Source organism: Streptomyces sp. NPDC041970 (assembly GCF_055588985.1).
In genome coordinates this window covers 61,045-76,725 of sequence record NZ_JBVJCD010000007.1, presented here as the reverse complement: position 1 = coordinate 76,725, position 15,681 = coordinate 61,045, and the positions used below count along the sequence as shown (strand labels likewise).

18 protein-coding genes are annotated in these 15,681 nt (G+C 74.9%); 5 read left to right on the top strand and 13 right to left on the bottom strand.

Annotation, left to right across the window (positions count from 1 at the left end; translation table 11 throughout):
* Positions 1-108: 108 nt before the first annotated feature.
* The 3 genes from ACZ6EJ_RS06125 to hisI are packed head-to-tail and all read right to left on the bottom strand — an operon-like array spanning position 109 to position 2,701.
* A complete protein-coding gene (locus ACZ6EJ_RS06125) occupies positions 109-771 on the bottom strand; it encodes a TIGR02234 family membrane protein (RefSeq protein WP_469264939.1) in 663 nt (220 codons plus the stop codon).
* A 14-nt stretch (positions 772-785) separates the two neighbouring features.
* The gene (locus tag ACZ6EJ_RS06120) at positions 786-2,279 is read right to left on the bottom strand and encodes an anthranilate synthase component I (protein ID WP_469264938.1); all 1,494 of its coding nucleotides are present in this window, start codon (positions 2,277-2,279) and stop codon (positions 786-788) included.
* 32 nt (positions 2,280-2,311) lie between these two features.
* Positions 2,312-2,701, bottom strand: a complete 390-nt coding sequence (gene hisI, locus ACZ6EJ_RS06115) for a phosphoribosyl-AMP cyclohydrolase (protein WP_469264937.1) — start codon at positions 2,699-2,701, stop codon at positions 2,312-2,314.
* Positions 2,702-2,784: 83 nt separating this feature from the next.
* On the opposite strand from hisI, the gene ACZ6EJ_RS06110 reads away from it, so the two are divergent.
* Positions 2,785-3,417, top strand: coding sequence for a TIGR03085 family metal-binding protein (locus ACZ6EJ_RS06110; protein ID WP_469264936.1), 633 nt, complete (start codon positions 2,785-2,787; stop codon positions 3,415-3,417).
* A 9-nt stretch (positions 3,418-3,426) separates the two neighbouring features.
* On the opposite strand, the gene ACZ6EJ_RS06105 is transcribed toward ACZ6EJ_RS06110, so the two are convergent.
* The 10 genes from ACZ6EJ_RS06105 to hisD form a co-directional block, all read right to left on the bottom strand.
* Positions 3,427-4,683: an MFS transporter gene (locus ACZ6EJ_RS06105; RefSeq protein WP_469264935.1), complete on the bottom strand. Its 1,257-nt coding sequence runs from the start codon at positions 4,681-4,683 to the stop codon at positions 3,427-3,429.
* A gap of 28 nt (positions 4,684-4,711) precedes the next feature.
* Complete coding sequence (locus ACZ6EJ_RS06100) at positions 4,712-5,299, bottom strand: helix-turn-helix domain-containing protein (RefSeq protein ID WP_469264934.1); 588 nt, start codon at positions 5,297-5,299, stop codon at positions 4,712-4,714.
* 162 nt (positions 5,300-5,461) lie between these two features.
* A complete protein-coding gene (gene hisF / locus ACZ6EJ_RS06095) occupies positions 5,462-6,217 on the bottom strand; it encodes an imidazole glycerol phosphate synthase subunit HisF (protein WP_469264933.1) in 756 nt (251 codons plus the stop codon).
* Positions 6,214-6,621 carry a RidA family protein gene (locus ACZ6EJ_RS06090; protein ID WP_469264932.1) on the bottom strand — a complete coding sequence of 136 codons (408 nt, stop codon included), beginning with the start codon at positions 6,619-6,621 and terminating at the stop codon, positions 6,214-6,216. Before ACZ6EJ_RS06090 ends, hisF begins: the two co-directional genes overlap by 4 nt.
* Positions 6,618-7,343 (bottom strand): bifunctional 1-(5-phosphoribosyl)-5-((5-phosphoribosylamino)methylideneamino)imidazole-4-carboxamide isomerase/phosphoribosylanthranilate isomerase PriA, encoded by a 726-nt coding sequence (gene priA, locus ACZ6EJ_RS06085; protein ID WP_073769309.1) that lies wholly within the window; start codon positions 7,341-7,343, stop codon positions 6,618-6,620. Before priA ends, ACZ6EJ_RS06090 begins: the two co-directional genes overlap by 4 nt.
* Positions 7,343-7,987: an imidazole glycerol phosphate synthase subunit HisH gene (gene hisH, locus ACZ6EJ_RS06080; protein ID WP_469264931.1), complete on the bottom strand. Its 645-nt coding sequence runs from the start codon at positions 7,985-7,987 to the stop codon at positions 7,343-7,345. Before hisH ends, priA begins: the two co-directional genes overlap by 1 nt.
* Before the next feature lie 67 nt (positions 7,988-8,054).
* Positions 8,055-8,222, bottom strand: coding sequence for a hypothetical protein (locus ACZ6EJ_RS06075; RefSeq protein WP_469264930.1), 168 nt, complete (start codon positions 8,220-8,222; stop codon positions 8,055-8,057).
* A complete protein-coding gene (gene hisB / locus ACZ6EJ_RS06070; protein WP_366822089.1) occupies positions 8,219-8,815 on the bottom strand; it encodes an imidazoleglycerol-phosphate dehydratase HisB in 597 nt (198 codons plus the stop codon). The genes ACZ6EJ_RS06075 and hisB overlap by 4 nt, the downstream gene beginning before the upstream one ends.
* Positions 8,812-9,939, bottom strand: coding sequence for a histidinol-phosphate transaminase (locus ACZ6EJ_RS06065; RefSeq protein ID WP_469264929.1), 1,128 nt, complete (start codon positions 9,937-9,939; stop codon positions 8,812-8,814). Before ACZ6EJ_RS06065 ends, hisB begins: the two co-directional genes overlap by 4 nt.
* The gene (gene hisD, locus ACZ6EJ_RS06060; protein WP_469264928.1) at positions 9,936-11,258 is read right to left on the bottom strand and encodes a histidinol dehydrogenase; all 1,323 of its coding nucleotides are present in this window, start codon (positions 11,256-11,258) and stop codon (positions 9,936-9,938) included. The genes ACZ6EJ_RS06065 and hisD overlap by 4 nt, the downstream gene beginning before the upstream one ends.
* 159 nt (positions 11,259-11,417) lie before the next feature.
* Here hisD and ACZ6EJ_RS06055 point away from each other — a divergent pair, with 159 nt between their 5' ends.
* The 4 genes from ACZ6EJ_RS06055 (at position 11,418) to ybaK (ending at position 15,566) form a co-directional block, all read left to right on the top strand.
* Positions 11,418-13,019 carry an oxidoreductase gene (locus ACZ6EJ_RS06055; RefSeq protein WP_469264927.1) on the top strand — a complete coding sequence of 534 codons (1,602 nt, stop codon included), beginning with the start codon at positions 11,418-11,420 and terminating at the stop codon, positions 13,017-13,019.
* Between the two features lie 219 nt (positions 13,020-13,238).
* Positions 13,239-14,279, top strand: coding sequence for a hypothetical protein (locus ACZ6EJ_RS06050; RefSeq protein WP_469264926.1), 1,041 nt, complete (start codon positions 13,239-13,241; stop codon positions 14,277-14,279).
* A 5-nt stretch (positions 14,280-14,284) separates the two neighbouring features.
* Positions 14,285-15,049, top strand: coding sequence for an LON peptidase substrate-binding domain-containing protein (locus ACZ6EJ_RS06045; protein WP_469264925.1), 765 nt, complete (start codon positions 14,285-14,287; stop codon positions 15,047-15,049).
* 16 nt (positions 15,050-15,065) lie between these two features.
* Positions 15,066-15,566 (top strand): Cys-tRNA(Pro) deacylase, encoded by a 501-nt coding sequence (ybaK, locus tag ACZ6EJ_RS06040; protein WP_469264924.1) that lies wholly within the window; start codon positions 15,066-15,068, stop codon positions 15,564-15,566.
* The last annotated feature ends 115 nt before the right edge of the window (positions 15,567-15,681 follow it).

The window sequence follows — 15,681 nt, the reverse complement described above, 5'->3', positions numbered from 1 at the left end:
CTCCTCGTTGGTGTTGCGCTGTGGGTATCGCTGTCGTCGGGGCCGTCGCCCCGAGGGGACGGCTCACGCCCATTGTCCCGTACGCGCCGGGCGGGGGTGAGCGTGGGGTCAGACCGGGTGCGTCGGGTCCTCGCCCCGGTCGAGGGCCTTCCACAGCTCCTCGGGCCGCTCCGGGTCGGACGCGGCGCCGGCGGCCTTGCGGGGGCGGGGCGCGCCGTCGCGCTCGTACCGTCCGGACATCGCGGGCCAGCGGCCGCCGTAGCGCAGGGCGAGCAGCCCGGCGAGCAGGATCAGCAGGCCGCCGGCGGCGGTGACGTAGGGCCAGGCGGTGTGGTGGAGGGCGTCGACGGCGGCCGCCGCGTCGCCGGTGGTCCGGGCGGCCTCCTCGTCGAGGGCGGTGCCGTCGAGGGCCCCGGCCCAGGCGCCGGCCGCCGCCCCCAGGCCGCTGAGGGCCAGCAGGGCGGCGACGACGCGGCGGCCCGCGCCGCGTACGGCGAAGAGTGCGACGAGGGCGGCGAGGCCGACGACGGCGAGGGCGGCCGGGAGGCCGGTGACGTCCCGGCCGTCGGCGGTCAGCGGCAGCGCGCCGCCGCCGGTGGCCGCCTCACCGGTCGCCCAGGTCTGCCCGGAGGCGAGGAGGACGACGGTCGCGCCGGCCGCGCCGAGGAGCAGGGCGGCCGCGAGGCTGCGGCGGCCGCCGGCGGAGTCGGCCGCGGGGTCGGCGGTGCGGGCACGGGGCTGGGGTACGGGGACGGCGCTCACGCCTTCCACTATCCCCTACCGGTTCAGCGCCCGCGGAGCCGGTTGGCCGTATGGACGGCGCGGAGCACGGCGGCCGCCTTGTTGCGGCACTCGGCGTCCTCCGCGGCCGGGTCGGAGTCGGCGACGACGCCCGCCCCCGCCTGCACGTGGGCGGTGCCGTCGCGGAGCAGGGCGGTGCGGATGGCGATGGCCGTGTCCGAGTCCCCGGCGAAGTCGAGGTAGCCGACGCAGCCTCCGTACAGGCCGCGGCGGCTCGGCTCCAGCTCCTCGATGATCTGCATGGCGCGGGGCTTGGGGGCGCCCGAGAGGGTGCCCGCGGGGAAGCAGGCGGTCAGGACGTCGAAGGCGGTGCGGTCCTCGGCGACCCGGCCGGTGACGGTGGAGACGATGTGCATGACGTGGGAGTACCGCTCGATCGACATGAAGTCGACGACCTCGACGCTGCCCGGCTCGCAGACCCGCCCCAGGTCGTTGCGGCCGAGGTCGACGAGCATCAGGTGCTCGGCGCGTTCCTTGGGGTCGGCGAGGAGTTCCTCCGCGAGCGCCTGGTCCTCGCGCGGGGTCGCGCCGCGGGGGCGGGTCCCGGCGATCGGGTGGACCGTCGCCCGCCCGTCCTCGACCTTGACCAGCGCCTCGGGGCTGGAGCCGACGACGTCGAACCCGTCGAAGCGGAAGAGGTACATGTACGGGGACGGGTTGGTGGCGCGCAGCACCCGGTAGACGTCCAGGGCGCTCGCGGTGCAGGGCGTCTCGAAGCGCTGGGAGGGGACCACCTGGAACGCCTCGCCGGCGCGGATGCGCTCCTTGATGTCCACGACGGCGTCCTGGTAGGCCGCGCCGCCCCACCGGGCGGTGTACGGGGGCAGCTCGGACGGCGGCAGGACGGCGGGGGCGCTCTCGACGGGGCGGCGCAGGTCGCGCTCCATCGCGTCGAGCCGGGCGACGGCGTCGGCGTGGGCCTCGTCGACCCCGGTGTCGCGGTCGTCGCGGTTGATCGCGTTGGCGATCAGCAGGACGGTGCCGTCCTGGTGGTCGAGGACGGCGAGGTCCGACGTGAGCAGCATGGTCAGCTCGGGCAGCCCCAGGTCGTCGCCGCCGTGCTCGCCGATGTCCTCCAGCCGGCGGACGACGTCGTAGCCGAGGTAGCCGACCATGCCGCCGGTGAACGGCGGGAGGCCCGCGTCGCCGACCAGGTCGCGGGGGGTGTGCAGGGCCTCGACGGTGGCGCGCAGGGCGTCGAGCGGGTCGCCGCCGCGCGGGACCCCGACGGGCGGGGCGCCGAGCCAGTGGGCCTCGCCGTCGCGGGCGGTGAGCGTGGCGTCGCTGCGGACGCCGATGAACGAGTAGCGCGACCAGGTGCGGCCGTTCTCCGCGGACTCCAGCAGGAAGGTGCCGGGGCGTTCGGCGGCGAGCTTGCGGTACAGGCCGACCGGGGTGTCGCCGTCCGCGAGGAGGCGGCGGCTGACGGGGACGACGCGCCGGTCGACGGCCAGCTTGCGGAAGGTGTCGAGATCCATGGCCGGTGACCTTACAGGCGTCCCGGACCCGGTCATGATCGCTCGGGAGCCGCCAGCGGGAGGACGTCGGCGTCGAAGCAGGTGCGGTCGCCCGTGTGGCAGGCGGCGCCCGTCTGGTCCACCCTGACCAGCACGGTGTCCCCGTCGCAGTCCAGGGCGACGGACCTGACGTGCTGGACGTGGCCGGAGGTGTCGCCCTTGGCCCAGTACTCCCGGCGGCTGCGCGACCAGTAGGTGCAGCGGCCCGTGGTGAGGGTGCGGTGCAGGGCCTCGTCGTCCATCCAGCCGAGCATCAGCACCTCGCCGGTGTCGTACTGCTGGGCGATGGCCGGGACCAGGCCGTCGGCGCCGCGCTTGAGGCGGGCGGCGATGGCGGGGTCGAGGCTGCTGGCGGGCGGGGTGGCGCCGGGCGTGCTGGTCATGGGCCCATTGTGCCGTGGCGGCGGGGCGCGCGGGGCGGGCGTCCATGGGGCGGACCCCGCCCGGCGGCCGTAGGCTGGCGGGCATGTCGACCCATGCCAAACGTGAACGCCTGCTGCTCGCCGATCTGTTGGAGGCCGCCGGTCCGGACGCCCCGACCCTGTGCGCGGGCTGGAGGACCCGCGACCTGGCCGCCCACGTGGTGGTCCGCGAACGCCGCGCGGACGCGGCGGGCGGGCTGGTCATCCCCGCGCTGAAGGCCCGGCTGGAGCGGGTGCAGGCGGAGTTCGCGGCGAAGCCGTACGGGGAGCTGGTCCAGCTCCTCCGCACCGGCCCGCCCCGGTTCTCCCCCCTCTCCCTCAAGCAGGTCGACGAGGCGGCGAACACCGTCGAGTTCTTCGTCCACGCGGAGGACGTGCGCCGGGCCCAGCCCGACTGGTCGCGCCGCGAGCTGGACCCGGTCTTCGCCGACCTGCTGTGGTCGCGGCTGGAGCGGACGGCCCGCCTGCTGGGCCGCGGGGCGCCGGTGGGCCTGGTGCTGCGCCGCCCGGACGGGCGGACGGTGGTCGCCCGCAAGGGCGCCCCGGTGGTGACGGTGACCGGGGAGCCGGCCGAGCTGCTGCTGTTCGCGTTCGGCCGGCAGCGGGCGGCGGACGTCGAGACGGCGGGCGACGAGGCGGCGGTGGAGCGGCTGCGGGCGGCGGAGCTGGGGATGTAGTCCCGCCGGTCAGCCGGGCAGTTCGGCGCGGCGGAGCGCGGTGACGGCCAGCCCCGCCGCGCCGCCCGCCGCGCACACCGCCGCGCTGACGCCGAAGACCGGGCCGGTGCCCCACAGGGCGACGGCGGCCCCGGTGACGGGGTAGCTCAGCGGGGCGGCGGCGTACGTGAAGAGCGTGGCGACCGAGGTGACCCGGCCCAGGTACACCGGGTCGGCCGCGGTCTGGACGAGGGCCCCGCCCAGGGCTCCGCCGAGGCCCATGAAGAGGCCGACGAGGACGGCGGTCGCGGTGGCGAGGGCCACCGAGGGCACGTGGGCCAGGGCCGCCACCGCCACCGCGCCGACGAGGACGGTCAGGCAGAGCACGAGCCCGGCGCGGGGCGCCCGGCCCCGGACCGCCAGGAGGAGGGCGGCCGCGGCCGCGCCGGCGGCGAACCCGGCGACGATCCACCCCATGCCGGCGGCGCCCCAGCCGCGCTCCTCGGAGAGCAGGATCAGGCCGAGGTTGAACGGCCCCATGAATCCCAGCTCGCTGACGGCCATGACCAGCATGAGCGGGCCGAGCAGCGGGTGGCGGCGGATGTGGCGCAGGCCGTCGACGAGGTCGTGCCACGCGGTCGAGGAGGGCGCGGGCCGCCCGTCGGCGGGCTTCGCCGGCTCGGGCAGCGGTGCGATCCGCAGGCGTATCAGCAGCGGCAGGGACACGGCGAACAGCAGTCCGGCGGCGGCGAAGGCCAGGGCGGGCCCGCCGGCGGCCACGGCGACGCCTCCCAGCGGGGCGCCGACCACACTGGCGCCGCGGGCGGCGAGTGCACGCAGGCCCTGGATCCTGCCGAGCTGCCCGGCGGTGCTGATGCGGGGCGGCAGCGCCCCCACGGCGGGCAGGAACAGGGCGTCGACCGCGCCGAAGACCAGGGCGACGGCCACCAGGATCCCCGCGGTCGGCGCGGTGGCGACCAGGGCGCCGGCGAGGGCGAGGACGACGACCGCGCGGGCGGCGTCGCTGCCGACGACGACGCGGCGGGGCCCCCACCGGTCGGCGAGCACTCCCCCGCCGAGCAGCAGCACCGCCCGCGGCACCGATCCGGCGGCGAGCACCAGGCCGGCGCCGGTGGCGCTGCCGGTGCGGGCGGCGGCCCAGGCGAGGGCCATGAAGTAGACACTGTCGCCGATCATCGAGGCGGTGTACGCGCCGAGCCAGCGCAGGACGTTGGGGTCGCGGTGTGCGACGCGCTCGGGGGCCTCGGCCGCCGTGGCGGTGGTCATGGTGCGGGTCCTTCCGGGGCGTCGGGTCTCAGGCGCGGAACGGGAAGCCGTACAGGTGCAGGGCGACGTTCTCGCGGTCCTCGCCCTCGCCGGACTCCTCGCGCTCGCGGCCCAGCTCCTCGTAGCGGCGGACGAGCGCGTGCATCTCCCGGCCGAGCGCGTCCAGTTCGTCGGCGGTGAGCCGGGAGACGTACTCCGAGCGGAAGGCGGCGCCGCGCCACTCGGCGGGCCAGCTCTGGTGGGCGTCCAGGAAACCCCGGTACAGCTCGGTCTGCTGGTCGAGGGAGAGGCGGCCCACGGCGGCGTAGGCGGCCGCCTTCTCGGGGGCGTCCCGGAAGTCCTCGTCGCGGAAGCTGAAGCCGTGGGAGGAGGGCTGCCACCAGCGTTCGCGGCCGTCCCCGCTCTCGCTCTCGGCCGGTTCGATCAGTCCGTGGTCGGCCAGTCTGCGCAGGTGGTAGCTGACCAGCGAGACGGCCTCGTCGACCTGTTCGGCCAGGTGGGAGGCGGTGGCCCGGCGGGCGACGAACAGGGCCCGGTAGAGCCTCATGCGCAGCGGGTGGCCGAACACCTTGAGGGTGGCGAGGTCGGAGACGCGGAGGGTTTCCTTGCGGGGCATGGCCCTCACCCTAGACGTGCAACTTTTCTTGCGCAATATTCCTTGCGCGATTCCCCGTGCGGTGTGCGCACGGGGCGGACGGGGCGCTCGCAGAGCCGTGGAAGCACGACGCCCTGACGACCGGCGCGCTGCCGGTCACCAGGGCGGGGTCCTCCGCGCGGGTCAGCGGACCGGGTGGCCGGCCTCCCGCAGGGCTTCCTTGACCTCGGGGATCCGCAGGTCGCCGAAGTGGAAGACGGAGGCGGCGAGCACCGCGTCGGCGCCCGCGTCGACGGCCGGGGCGAAGTCCGCGAGCCGGCCCGCGCCGCCGGAGGCGATGACGGGGACGGTGACGTGGCGGCGTACCGCGGCGATCATCTCGGTGTCGTAGCCGTCCTTGGTGCCGTCCGCGTCCATCGAGTTGAGCAGGATCTCGCCCGCGCCCAGCTCCGCGGCCCGGTGCGCCCACTCGACGGCGTCGATGCCGGCGCCCTTGCGGCCGCCGTGCGTGGTGACCTCGAAGCCCCCCCGCGGCGTGCGGCGGGCGTCCACGGAGAGGACCAGCACCTGGCGTCCGAAGCGCTCGGCGATCTCCCGGATGAGGTCGGGGCGGGCGATGGCGGCGGTGTTGACGCCGACCTTGTCGGCCCCGGCGCGCAGCAGCCTGTCGACGTCGTCCGGGGTGCGGACGCCGCCGCCGACGGTGAGCGGGATGAAGACCTGCTCGGCGGTGCGGCGGACCACGTCGTACGTCGTGGCGCGGTCGCCGCTGGAGGCGGTGATGTCGAGGAAGGTCAGCTCGTCGGCGCCCTCGGCGTCGTACAGCTTGGCCATCTCGACGGGGTCGCCGGCGTCGCGCAGGTTCTGGAAGTTGACGCCCTTGACGACCCGGCCGGCGTCCACGTCCAGGCAGGGGATGACCCGTACGGCGAGGCTCACCGCGCGCCTCCCCGGTACGCCTCGACCTCGACCTCGACGACGAGGCCGGGGTCCACGAACCCGGACACGATGATCATGGAGGCGGCGGGGCGCACGGCGTCGAACAGCTCCTTGTGGGCGCGCCCGACGTCGTCCACGTCGCGGGCGTGGGTCAGGTACATCCGGGTGCGGACGACGTCCTCGCGGCCGAGGCCCACCTGCTCCAGCGCCGCGAACGCGACGTCGAAGGCGGTGACCGCCTGCTCGTACGGGGAGCCCGCGGCGATCTGGCCGTCCACCACGGAGGTGCAGCCGGCCACCAGGACGAGCCCGTTGGGCAGCTCGACCGCGCGGGAGTAGCCGAACTTCTCCTCCCACGGGGCGCCGGAGGCGATACGGCGCACGGCGCCGGGGGAAGCGGTCACGCGGCGACCGCCTTGAGGGCCTCTTCCAGCGTGAAGGCCTTCGCGTACAGCGCCTTGCCGACGATCGCGCCCTCGACGCCCTCGGGGACGAGGAGGGAGATCGCGCGGAGGTCGTCGAGCGAGGAGACTCCGCCGGAGGCGACGACCGGGCGGTCGGTGGCGGCGCAGACGTCCCGCAGCAGGCCGAGGTTGGGGCCCTGGAGGGTGCCGTCCTTGGCGATGTCGGTGACGACGTAGCGGGCGCAGCCCTCGGAGTCGAGGCGCGCCAGCGTCTCGTAGAGGTCGCCGCCGTCGCGGGTCCAGCCGCGGCCGCGCAGGGTGGTGCCGCGGACGTCGAGGCCGACGGCGATCTTGTCGCCGTGCTCGGCGATGACCTTCGCGACCCACTCGGGGGTCTCCAGGGCGGCCGTGCCGAGGTTGACGCGGCGGCAGCCGGTGGCGAGGGCGGCGGCGAGCGAGGCGTCGTCGCGGATGCCGCCGGACAGCTCGACCTTGATGTCCATGGCCCCGGCGACCTCGGCGATCAGGGCGCGGTTGTCGCCGGTGCCGAAGGCGGCGTCCAGGTCGACCAGGTGCAGCCACTCGGCGCCGGCGCTCTGCCAGGCGAGGGCGGCCTCCAGCGGGGAGCCGTAGGAGGTCTCGGAGCCGGACTCGCCGTGGACGAGGCGGACGGCCTGGCCGTCGCGGACGTCGACGGCGGGGAGCAGTTCAAGCTTCGGCATTACAGCGTCTCGATCCAGTTGGTCAGCAGGTCGGCGCCGGCGTCGCCGGACTTCTCGGGGTGGAACTGGGTGGCCCACAGCGCGCCGTTCTCCACGGCGGCCACGAACCGTTCGCCGTACGCGGCCCAGGTGACCCTGGGGGCGCGGATCTTGTCGTTGGTCACTTCCAGGGACCAGTCGTGCGCCGCGTAGGAGTGCACGAAGTAGTACCGCGCCTCGGGGTCGAGCCCCGCGAAGAGCCGGGAGTCCTCGGGGGCCTCGACGGTGTTCCACCCCATGTGCGGGACCACGTCGGCCTTCAGCGGGCCGACCGTGCCGGGCCATTCGTCCAGGCCCTCGGTCTCCACGCCGTGCTCCACGCCGCGCTCGAAGAGGATCTGCATCCCCACGCAGACGCCCATCACCGGGCGGCCGCCGGAGAGCCTGCGGCCGATGATCCAGTCGCCTCGGGCCCGCTTCAGCCCCTCCATGCAGGCGGAGAACGCCCCCACACCGGGGACGAGCAGCCCGTCGGCGGCCATCGCCCGGTCGTAGTCGCGGGTGATCTCGACGTCCGCGCCGACGTGGGCGAGGGCCCGTTCGGCGGAGCGGACGTTGCCGAAGCCGTAGTCGAAGACGACGACCTTCTTCTTGCTCGCGCTCATGACGCGTCCTTCCTGAACCCGCTCACCGCGCGGCCCTCTTCTCGTACTCGTGTCACGGCGCGCTCCCTCAGTCCCACAGTCCCTGGATGCGCAGGACCCCCGCCACCAGGCACATCGCGGAGCCGATCGCGAGCAGGACGACGACGCCCCTGGGCAGCCCCTGCTTGGCGAAGGAGTAGACACCGCCCGCCAGGAAGAGGCCGACGACGATCAGGACGGTGTTGAGGCCGGTCACAGGGCGCCCTTCGTCGAGGGCAGGATGCCGGCCGCGCGCGGGTCGTGCTCGCAGGCGTAGCGCAGGGCGCGGGCGAGCGCCTTGAACTGGCACTCGACGATGTGGTGGGCGTTGCGCCCGTACGGCACGTGGACGTGCAGGGCGATCTGCGCCTGGGCGACGAACGACTCCAGGATGTGCCGGGTCATGGTGGTGTCGTACTCGCCGATCATCGGCGCCATCTTCTCGGGCTCGGTGTGCACGAGGTAGGGGCGGCCGGAGAGGTCGACGGTGACCTGGGCGAGGGACTCGTCCAGCGGGACGGTGCAGTTGCCGAAGCGGTAGATGCCGACCTTGTCGCCGAGGGCCTGCCGGAAGGCCGCGCCGAGCGCGAGGGCGGTGTCCTCGATGGTGTGGTGGCTGTCGATGTGCAGGTCGCCCTCGGTCTTGACCGTGAGGTCGAACAGGCCGTGGCGGCCGAGCTGGTCGAGCATGTGGTCGTAGAAGCCGACCCCGGTGGCGACATCGACCTTTCCGGTGCCGTCGAGGTCGATCTCGACCAGCACGGACGTTTCCTTCGTGGCGCGTTCCACGCGGCCTACGCGGGGGCTCATGCGTCGTGCTCCTTCTTGAGTTCGCGTGCCGCATCGAGGAACGCGTCGTTCTCGGCGGGGGTTCCGGCGGTGACCCGCAGCCAACCCGGCACGCCGTTGTCCCGGACCAGGACGCCCCGGTCGAGGATGCGCCGCCAGGCGGCGTGGCTGTCGTCGAAGCGGCCGAACTGGACGAAGTTGGCGTCCGACTCGGTGACCTCGTAGCCGGCGGCGCGCAGTTCGGCCACCAGCCGGTCGCGCTCGCTCTTGAGCTGCGCGACGTACCCCAGCAGCGTATCGGTGTACTCCAGGGCCGCGAGCGCGGTGGCCTGGGTGATGGAGGAGAGGTGGTACGGCAGCCGCACCAACTGGACCGCCTCGACGACGGCCGGGTCGGCGGCGAAGTAGCCCAGGCGCAGCCCGGCCGCGCCGAACGCCTTGGACATGGTGCGGGAGACGACCAGGTTGCGGCGGCCGGCGATGAGCGGGAGCAGCGAGGGGTGGTGGCTGAACTCGCCGTACGCCTCGTCGACGACGACCATCGTGTCCCCGGCGGCCTGCGCGGCGTCGTACAGGGCGAGGACGGTGCCGGCGTCCACGGCGGTGCCGGTGGGGTTGTTGGGCGAGGTGACGAAGACGACGTGGGGGCGGTGCTCGGCGATGGCGGCGCGGGCGGCGGCCACGTCGATGGTGAAGTCCTCGCCGCGCGGTCCGGAGATCCAGCCGGTGCCGGTGCCCCGCGCGATCAGGGCGTGCATGGAGTAGGAGGGTTCGAAGCCGAGCGCGGTGCGCCCCGGACCGCCGAAGGTCTGCAGGAGCTGCTGGAGGACCTCGTTGGAGCCGTTGGCGGCCCAGACGTGGGCCGCCGCGACCTCGTGCCCGGCGGTGCGGGTGAGGTAGCGGGCCAGCTCGGTGCGCAGCTCGACGGCGTCCCGGTCGGGGTAGCGGTTGAGGTGGCGGGCGGCCTCGCGGACCCGCTCGGCGATCCGGTCGACGAGCGCTTCGGGCAGCGGGTAGGGGTTCTCGTTGGTGTTGAGCCGTACGGGGACGTCGAGCTGGGGCGCCCCGTAGGGGGTCCTGCCGCGCAGTTCGTCGCGGATGGGGAGGTCGTCCCAGGCGTTGCGGAGGGCGCCGGCGTTCGTCATCGCTGCGGGACCTTCCAGCCGAACCGCGCCTTCAGGGCCGCGCCGTGGGCGGGCAGGTCCTCCGCCTCGGCGAGGGTCACGACGTGGTGGGCGACGTCGGCGAGGGCGTCGCGGGTGTAGTCCACGATGTGGATGCCGCGCAGGAACGACTGCACGGACAGGCCCGAGGAGTGGCAGGCGCAGCCGCCGGTGGGCAGGACGTGGTTGGAGCCGGCGCAGTAGTCGCCGAGCGAGACCGGCGACCAGGGGCCGACGAAGATCGCGCCGGCGTTGCGGACCCGGTCGGCGACGGCGGCGGCGTCGGCGGTCTGGATCTCCAGGTGCTCGGCCCCGTAGGCGTCGACGACCGTGAGGCCGTCCTCGACGGAGGAGACCAGGACGATCGCGGACTGGCGGCCGGCGAGGGCGGGCCGGATGCGGTCGTCGACGTGCTTGGCGGCGGCGACCTGCCGGGCCAGCTCCGCCTCGGTGGCGGCGGCCAGCTCCGCGGAGTCGGTGACCAGGACGGCGGCGGCCATCGGGTCGTGCTCGGCCTGGCTGATCAGGTCGGCGGCCACGTGCACCGGGTCGGCGGTGGCGTCGGCGAGGATGGCGATCTCGGTGGGCCCGGCCTCGGCGTCGATCCCGATCCGGCCCTTGAGCAGGCGCTTGGCGGCGGCGACGTAGATGTTGCCGGGGCCGGTGACCAGGTTGACCGGGAGGCAGTCCTCGGTGCCGTACGCGAACATCGCGACGGCCTGGGCGCCGCCCGCCGCGTACACCTCGTCGACGCCGAGCAGGGCGCAGGCGGCGAGGATGGTGGGGTGCGGCAGCCCGCCGTGGTCCTTCTGCGGCGGGGAGGCGACGGCGATGCCCTCGACGCCCGCCTCCTGGGCGGGGACGACGTTCATCACGACGGAGGAGGGGTAGACCGAGCGGCCGCCGGGGACGTAGAGCCCGACGCGCTCGACCGGCACCCACTTCTCGGTGACGGCGCCGCCGGGGACGACCCGCGTGGTGTGCGGGGTGCGGCGCTGCTCGCGGTGGACGAGGCGGGCGCGGCGGATCGACTCCTCCAGCGCGGCGCGGACGGCCGGGTCCAGGGACTCCAGGGCGCGGGAGAGCGCGGCGGCCGGGACCCGGACCGACGCGATCCGGACACCGTCGAGCCGCTCCCCCCACTCGATCACTGCCGCGGAGCCGCGATGGCGCACGTCCTCGCAGATGGGCCGCACCGTCTCCAGGGCGGCTTCCACGTCGAACTCGGCACGGGGCAGCAGGTCGCGCAGGGCGGCGCCCTCGGGGAGGGCGTCGCCGCGCAGATCGATTCGAGAGATCACACCGCAATTCTCGCAGACCGCCGCCGGCCGCCGGTCGCCCGTATCACTGGCTGATACATGCCCCGGCCATGTCCCGCCCGTCACTGCTGACCGCGGGCGTTCACGCCGTCACACAGGAGGGAAGAACAAGGGTCAGGCGTGTGCACGGAGGGAGCGGCAGTGACCGAGCCGCACGAAGGCGACATTCCGGACGGCCTCAGCGCAGCGGAGCTGGGCATGTGGCAGTCCTTCCGCAACGGGACCACCTACGACCTACGCACGTACGACACGACCCGCAACGACCCGTTCTCCCCGCACGTGTGGGGCCCTGAGCGCAGCGTCGGCGCGCGCACGGTGGCGCGGCTGCTGCTGAGCGGGCCGCCTCCCCGGCCCGGCCGGGTGGCGGCGCTGAAGCTCCGCGGGGTGCGGATCACCGGGAAGCTGGACCTGGCGGGCGGCCGGGTCTCCCCGTACGTGGAGCTGACCGGCTGCCGCTTCGAGCAGGAGGTGGTGCTGCCGGAGTGCCACTTCACGACGTTGCGGCTGGTCGGCTGCGCGCTGCCCCGGTTGGACGCGGCGCGGCTGCACACGGAGGGGGACCTGCATCTGCCGCGCTGCCGGATCGACCGGGGCATCCGGCTGACCGACGCCCAGATCGGCACGGACCTGCTGATCAACCAGCTCAGCGTCGGGCCCGACCGCCACGGGCGGGCCTTCGTCGGGGACGGGATGGCGGTCGCGCAGGACCTCCAGGCCGAGATGGTCGAGACGCGCGGCGAACTGAGCCTGCGGGGCGCGAAGGTGGGCGGTTCGCTGAGCCTGCGCGGCAGCAGGCTGCGCGCCGGGCAGGACCGCCGCGCGCTGAACGCCCCGCAGTTGACGGTGGAGCGCACGCTGTACATGACCGAGGCGTGGGTGAGCGTCGACACGGGGAACCAGGGCGCCACTCCCCCGTACGGCGTGGTCTACGCCCCGACCCCGGCGCGCGGGACCCGGTCGCAGGTGTTCGAGTGCCGGGGCGGGGTGCGGCTGGACGACGGCCGGTTCGGGGACGCGGTGGACCTGCACAAGGCGCGGTTCGCGATGACCCGGCAGGAGGAGCTGTCGCTGCGCCGGATCGTCACTCCGGAGCTGCGGTTCAACGCGGAGCGCCCGGAGGAGGGCCGGGTCGTCCTGAACGGCGCGAAGGTGGTCACGCTGGTCGACCTGTCGACGAGCTGGCCGGGTCCGGGCGGTCTGGCGATGGGCGGCTTCGTCTACGAGAACCTCGTCCCCTACGGCCACTTCCCGCTCTCGCGGCGGCTGGAGTGGGTGCAGGCGGCGACCCCGGAGTACGTCCCCGAGCCGTACGAGCGCCTCGCGACGGTGCTGCGCAGTTGCGGCGAGGACGCGGACGCCCGCGAGGTGCTGCTGGCCAAGCAGCGCCGTCGCCGCGAGACGCTGCCGCCCGCGGCGCGGGCGTGGGGCTACCTCCAGGACTGGATGGTGGCGTACGGGTACCGGCCGGGGCGGGCCGCGGTGTGGATGGCGGTGCTGTGGGCGGCGGGCACGGCGGCCTTCTCGCGCCACGACCCGACGGCGATCAAGGCGGATGAGCATCCGCAGTGGAATCCGGCCCTGTACGCGCTGGATCTGCTGATCCCGGTGATCAACCTCGGCCAGGACGGCTACTGGCGGATGGAGGACGGCTGGCAGTGGGCCGCGGCCGGTCTGGTGCTGGTGGGGTGGGTTCTGGCCACCACGGTGGCGGCGGGGGCGTCCCGGCTGCTGCGCCGGGGGTGACCGCACGGGCCCTCCGGACCCCGCTCGGGCGGGCGGGGACGGGGGTCCGGCCGCTCCGGGCCCCCGGCCGCAGGGGGCGCGCGAGGGAGCGAGAGAGCGCGTTCAAGCCACCCAAAGCCCCTTCCTTTGCCCTTTCTTGACCCGGTCCGATACAACCCTCCCACTCGGCACAGAAGCTTCACAGCACGCCCCTGGCGCCCCTCTCACCAGCGGTTTTCAATGGTCTGCACCATGGCACTCCTTCGCGCTCTGCTCAGTACCGCCCGCATGGTCCGGCACGGCTCGGCGCTCTCCGCCGGGCTCCTGGCGGACGACGCGGTGCTGCTCGACGCCCCCGACGAGCGGCTCTCCCCCGCGCTGGTCGCCGCCGCACTGGGCGACTACGGGCCGGCCGCCGGCCTGCTCGCCGCCACGCGGGAGGGCGCCGAGTGGGAGAACCGGGACCGCTACCTGGGCCGGCTCGTCGCCTTCGCCCGCAACCGGGACGGCTGGCTGGTCGACTGGATCGCCGCCGCCCCCCGCGACCCGGACGCCCTCCTCGTCAAGGCGGAGCTGGCCGTGCACCGGGCCTGGGAGTCGCCCGCCCGCGCGGAACGGCTCCACGAGGTCGTCCCGATGATCACCGCGGCGGCCGAGGCGGACCCGCGCGACCCGGTGCCCTGGCGGCTCGCCCTGGACCACGCGCGCGGCTCCCACGCCACGCACACCGCCTTCGAGTCGCTGTGGGAGCAGGCGGTGCGCCGCTCGCCGCACCACTACGGCTGCCATGTGGCGGCCCTGCGCTACCTCTCCGCCGCCTGGTACGGCTCGCACCGCGAGTGCTTCGACTTCGCCGAGCGGGCCGCCGAGGACGCCCTGCCCGACTCCCTGGTGCAGGCCCTCCCGGTCCGGGCCGCCTTCGCCCTGCTCCTGGACGCCCGAGCGGCCGGCCGGGCCACCCCCGTACTGGAGGAGCGGATCGACGCCGCGGCCGACCTCGCGATCAGGCTGTCGGCGGCCTACCGGCCCGGCGACCCGTGGCCCGCCGAGGTACGCAACCTGCTCGCGTACGTCCTGCTCGCCCGCGGCCGCTGGGACGAGGCGCTGGACCAGTTCGCCATGATCGGCCGCTACGCCACCTCGTTCCCGTGGTCGTCGGTGTCCGACGACGCGCTCGGCCGCTTCCTCGACGCGCGCGACGGCGCGCGCCTGCGGGCGGCCTCCCTGACCCCCTTGCGCGACCGGGCCGGACGCGGTCGCCCCCGCGGCCATTACGCTTGAGCGTTGTGACCACCGCACGCCTTCCCCTCTTCCCCCTCAACGCGGTGCTGTTCCCCGGACTGGTGCTGCCGCTCAGCGTCCACGAGGAGCGGTACCGCGCCATGCTGCGCGAACTGCTCAGGAGCGACGAGGACGAACCCCGCCGCTTCGCCGTGGTCGCGGTCCGCGACGGCCGCGAGACGGCCCCCACGGCCACCGGTATGCCGGACGCCGTCGCGGCCGCCCCGTCCGCCGAGCGCGCCCCGGCCGACGGCTTCGGCCCCGACCCGATCCAGGCGTTCCACCGGGTCGGCTGCGTCGCCGACGCGGCGACGATCCGCGAGCGCGCCGACGGCAGCTTCGAGGTGCTGGCCACCGGCACCACCCGGATCAGGCTGCTCTCCGTGGACGCCGGCGGCCCGTATCTGACCGCCGAGGTGGAGGAGCTGGCCGACGAGCCGCCCGGCGAGGACCGGGGCGACGAGGCGGGAGCGCTCGCCGAGGGCGTGCTGCGGGCCTTCCGCTCGTACCAGAAGCGCCTGGCCGGGGCCAGCGAGCGCTCGCTGACCACCGGCGCGGAGCTGCCCGACGACCCGTCCGTCGTCTCCTACCTGGTCGCGGCGGCCACGGTCCTGGACGTGCCGACCAAGCAGCGCCTGCTCCAGGCCCCGGACACCGCGACCCGGCTCCGCGAGGAGCTGGCTCTGCTGCGCAGGGAGGCCGCGGTCATCCGCCATCTGCCCTCCCTGCCCGCGGCCGACCTGACCCGCGTCCCCACCCACCCCAACTGACCGAGGACCGTGCCCGGTGGCGAAGAAGCCGAAGAAGCAGGCGGGCGGCACGCCCGCCACGGTCGCCCTGACCGCGGCGGGCGTGCCGTTCACGGTCCACGCCTACGACCACGACCCGGCCGCCCCGTCCTACGGCGAGGAGGCGGCCGAAGCCCTGGGGGTCGGCCCCGACCGCGTCTTCAAGACCCTGGTGGCGGACGTGGACGGCGAGCTGACGGTCGCGGTGGTCCCGGTCGCCGGCTCGCTGGACCTCAAGGCCCTGGCCGCAGCGGTGGGCGGCAAGCGCGCCGCGATGGCGGACCCGGCCGCCGCCGAGCGCGCCACCGGGTACGTGCGCGGCGGCATCTCCCCCCTGGGCCAGCGCAAGCGGCTGCGCACGGTGCTGGACGCGTCGGCGCTGACCCACTCCACGATCTGCGTCTCGGCGGGCCGCCGCGGCCTGGAGGTCGAGCTGGCGGCCGCGGACCTGGCGGCGCTGACGGGCGCCGCGTTCGCGCCCGTCGCCAAAGCCGCCTGAGCGGCCTGAGCGGCGGCGGGTAGGGGGTGTCCGGCGGATCAGGGCCGGACAAGGCCGCGCTGTCGGGTGCGGTGCGTCGCAAGGCGCTGGAATGCCCTCGTCGCGGAGCGATTCG

What these genes read in the sequence shown, in the direction of transcription:
- priA (WP_073769309.1), bottom strand. Translation starts at nt 7,343, where the DNA reads ATGCCGAAGCTTGAACTGCTCCCCGCCGTCGACGTCCGCGACGGCCAG.
- ACZ6EJ_RS06100 (WP_469264934.1), bottom strand. Translation starts at nt 5,299, where the DNA reads ATGCCCCGCAAGGAAACCCTCCGCGTCTCCGACCTCGCCACCCTCAAG.
- hisI (WP_469264937.1), bottom strand. Translation starts at nt 2,701, where the DNA reads ATGACCAGCACGCCCGGCGCCACCCCGCCCGCCAGCAGCCTCGACCCC.
- ACZ6EJ_RS06065 (WP_469264929.1), bottom strand. Translation starts at nt 9,939, where the DNA reads ATGACGAACGCCGGCGCCCTCCGCAACGCCTGGGACGACCTCCCCATC.
- ACZ6EJ_RS06120 (WP_469264938.1), bottom strand. Translation starts at nt 2,279, where the DNA reads ATGGATCTCGACACCTTCCGCAAGCTGGCCGTCGACCGGCGCGTCGTC.
- ACZ6EJ_RS06105 (WP_469264935.1), bottom strand. Translation starts at nt 4,683, where the DNA reads ATGACCACCGCCACGGCGGCCGAGGCCCCCGAGCGCGTCGCACACCGC.
- ACZ6EJ_RS06050 (WP_469264926.1), top strand. Translation starts at nt 13,239, where the DNA reads ATGGTCTGCACCATGGCACTCCTTCGCGCTCTGCTCAGTACCGCCCGC.
- hisB (WP_366822089.1), bottom strand. Translation starts at nt 8,815, where the DNA reads ATGAGCCCCCGCGTAGGCCGCGTGGAACGCGCCACGAAGGAAACGTCC.
- hisH (WP_469264931.1), bottom strand. Translation starts at nt 7,987, where the DNA reads ATGAGCGCGAGCAAGAAGAAGGTCGTCGTCTTCGACTACGGCTTCGGC.
- ACZ6EJ_RS06110 (WP_469264936.1), top strand. Translation starts at nt 2,785, where the DNA reads ATGTCGACCCATGCCAAACGTGAACGCCTGCTGCTCGCCGATCTGTTG.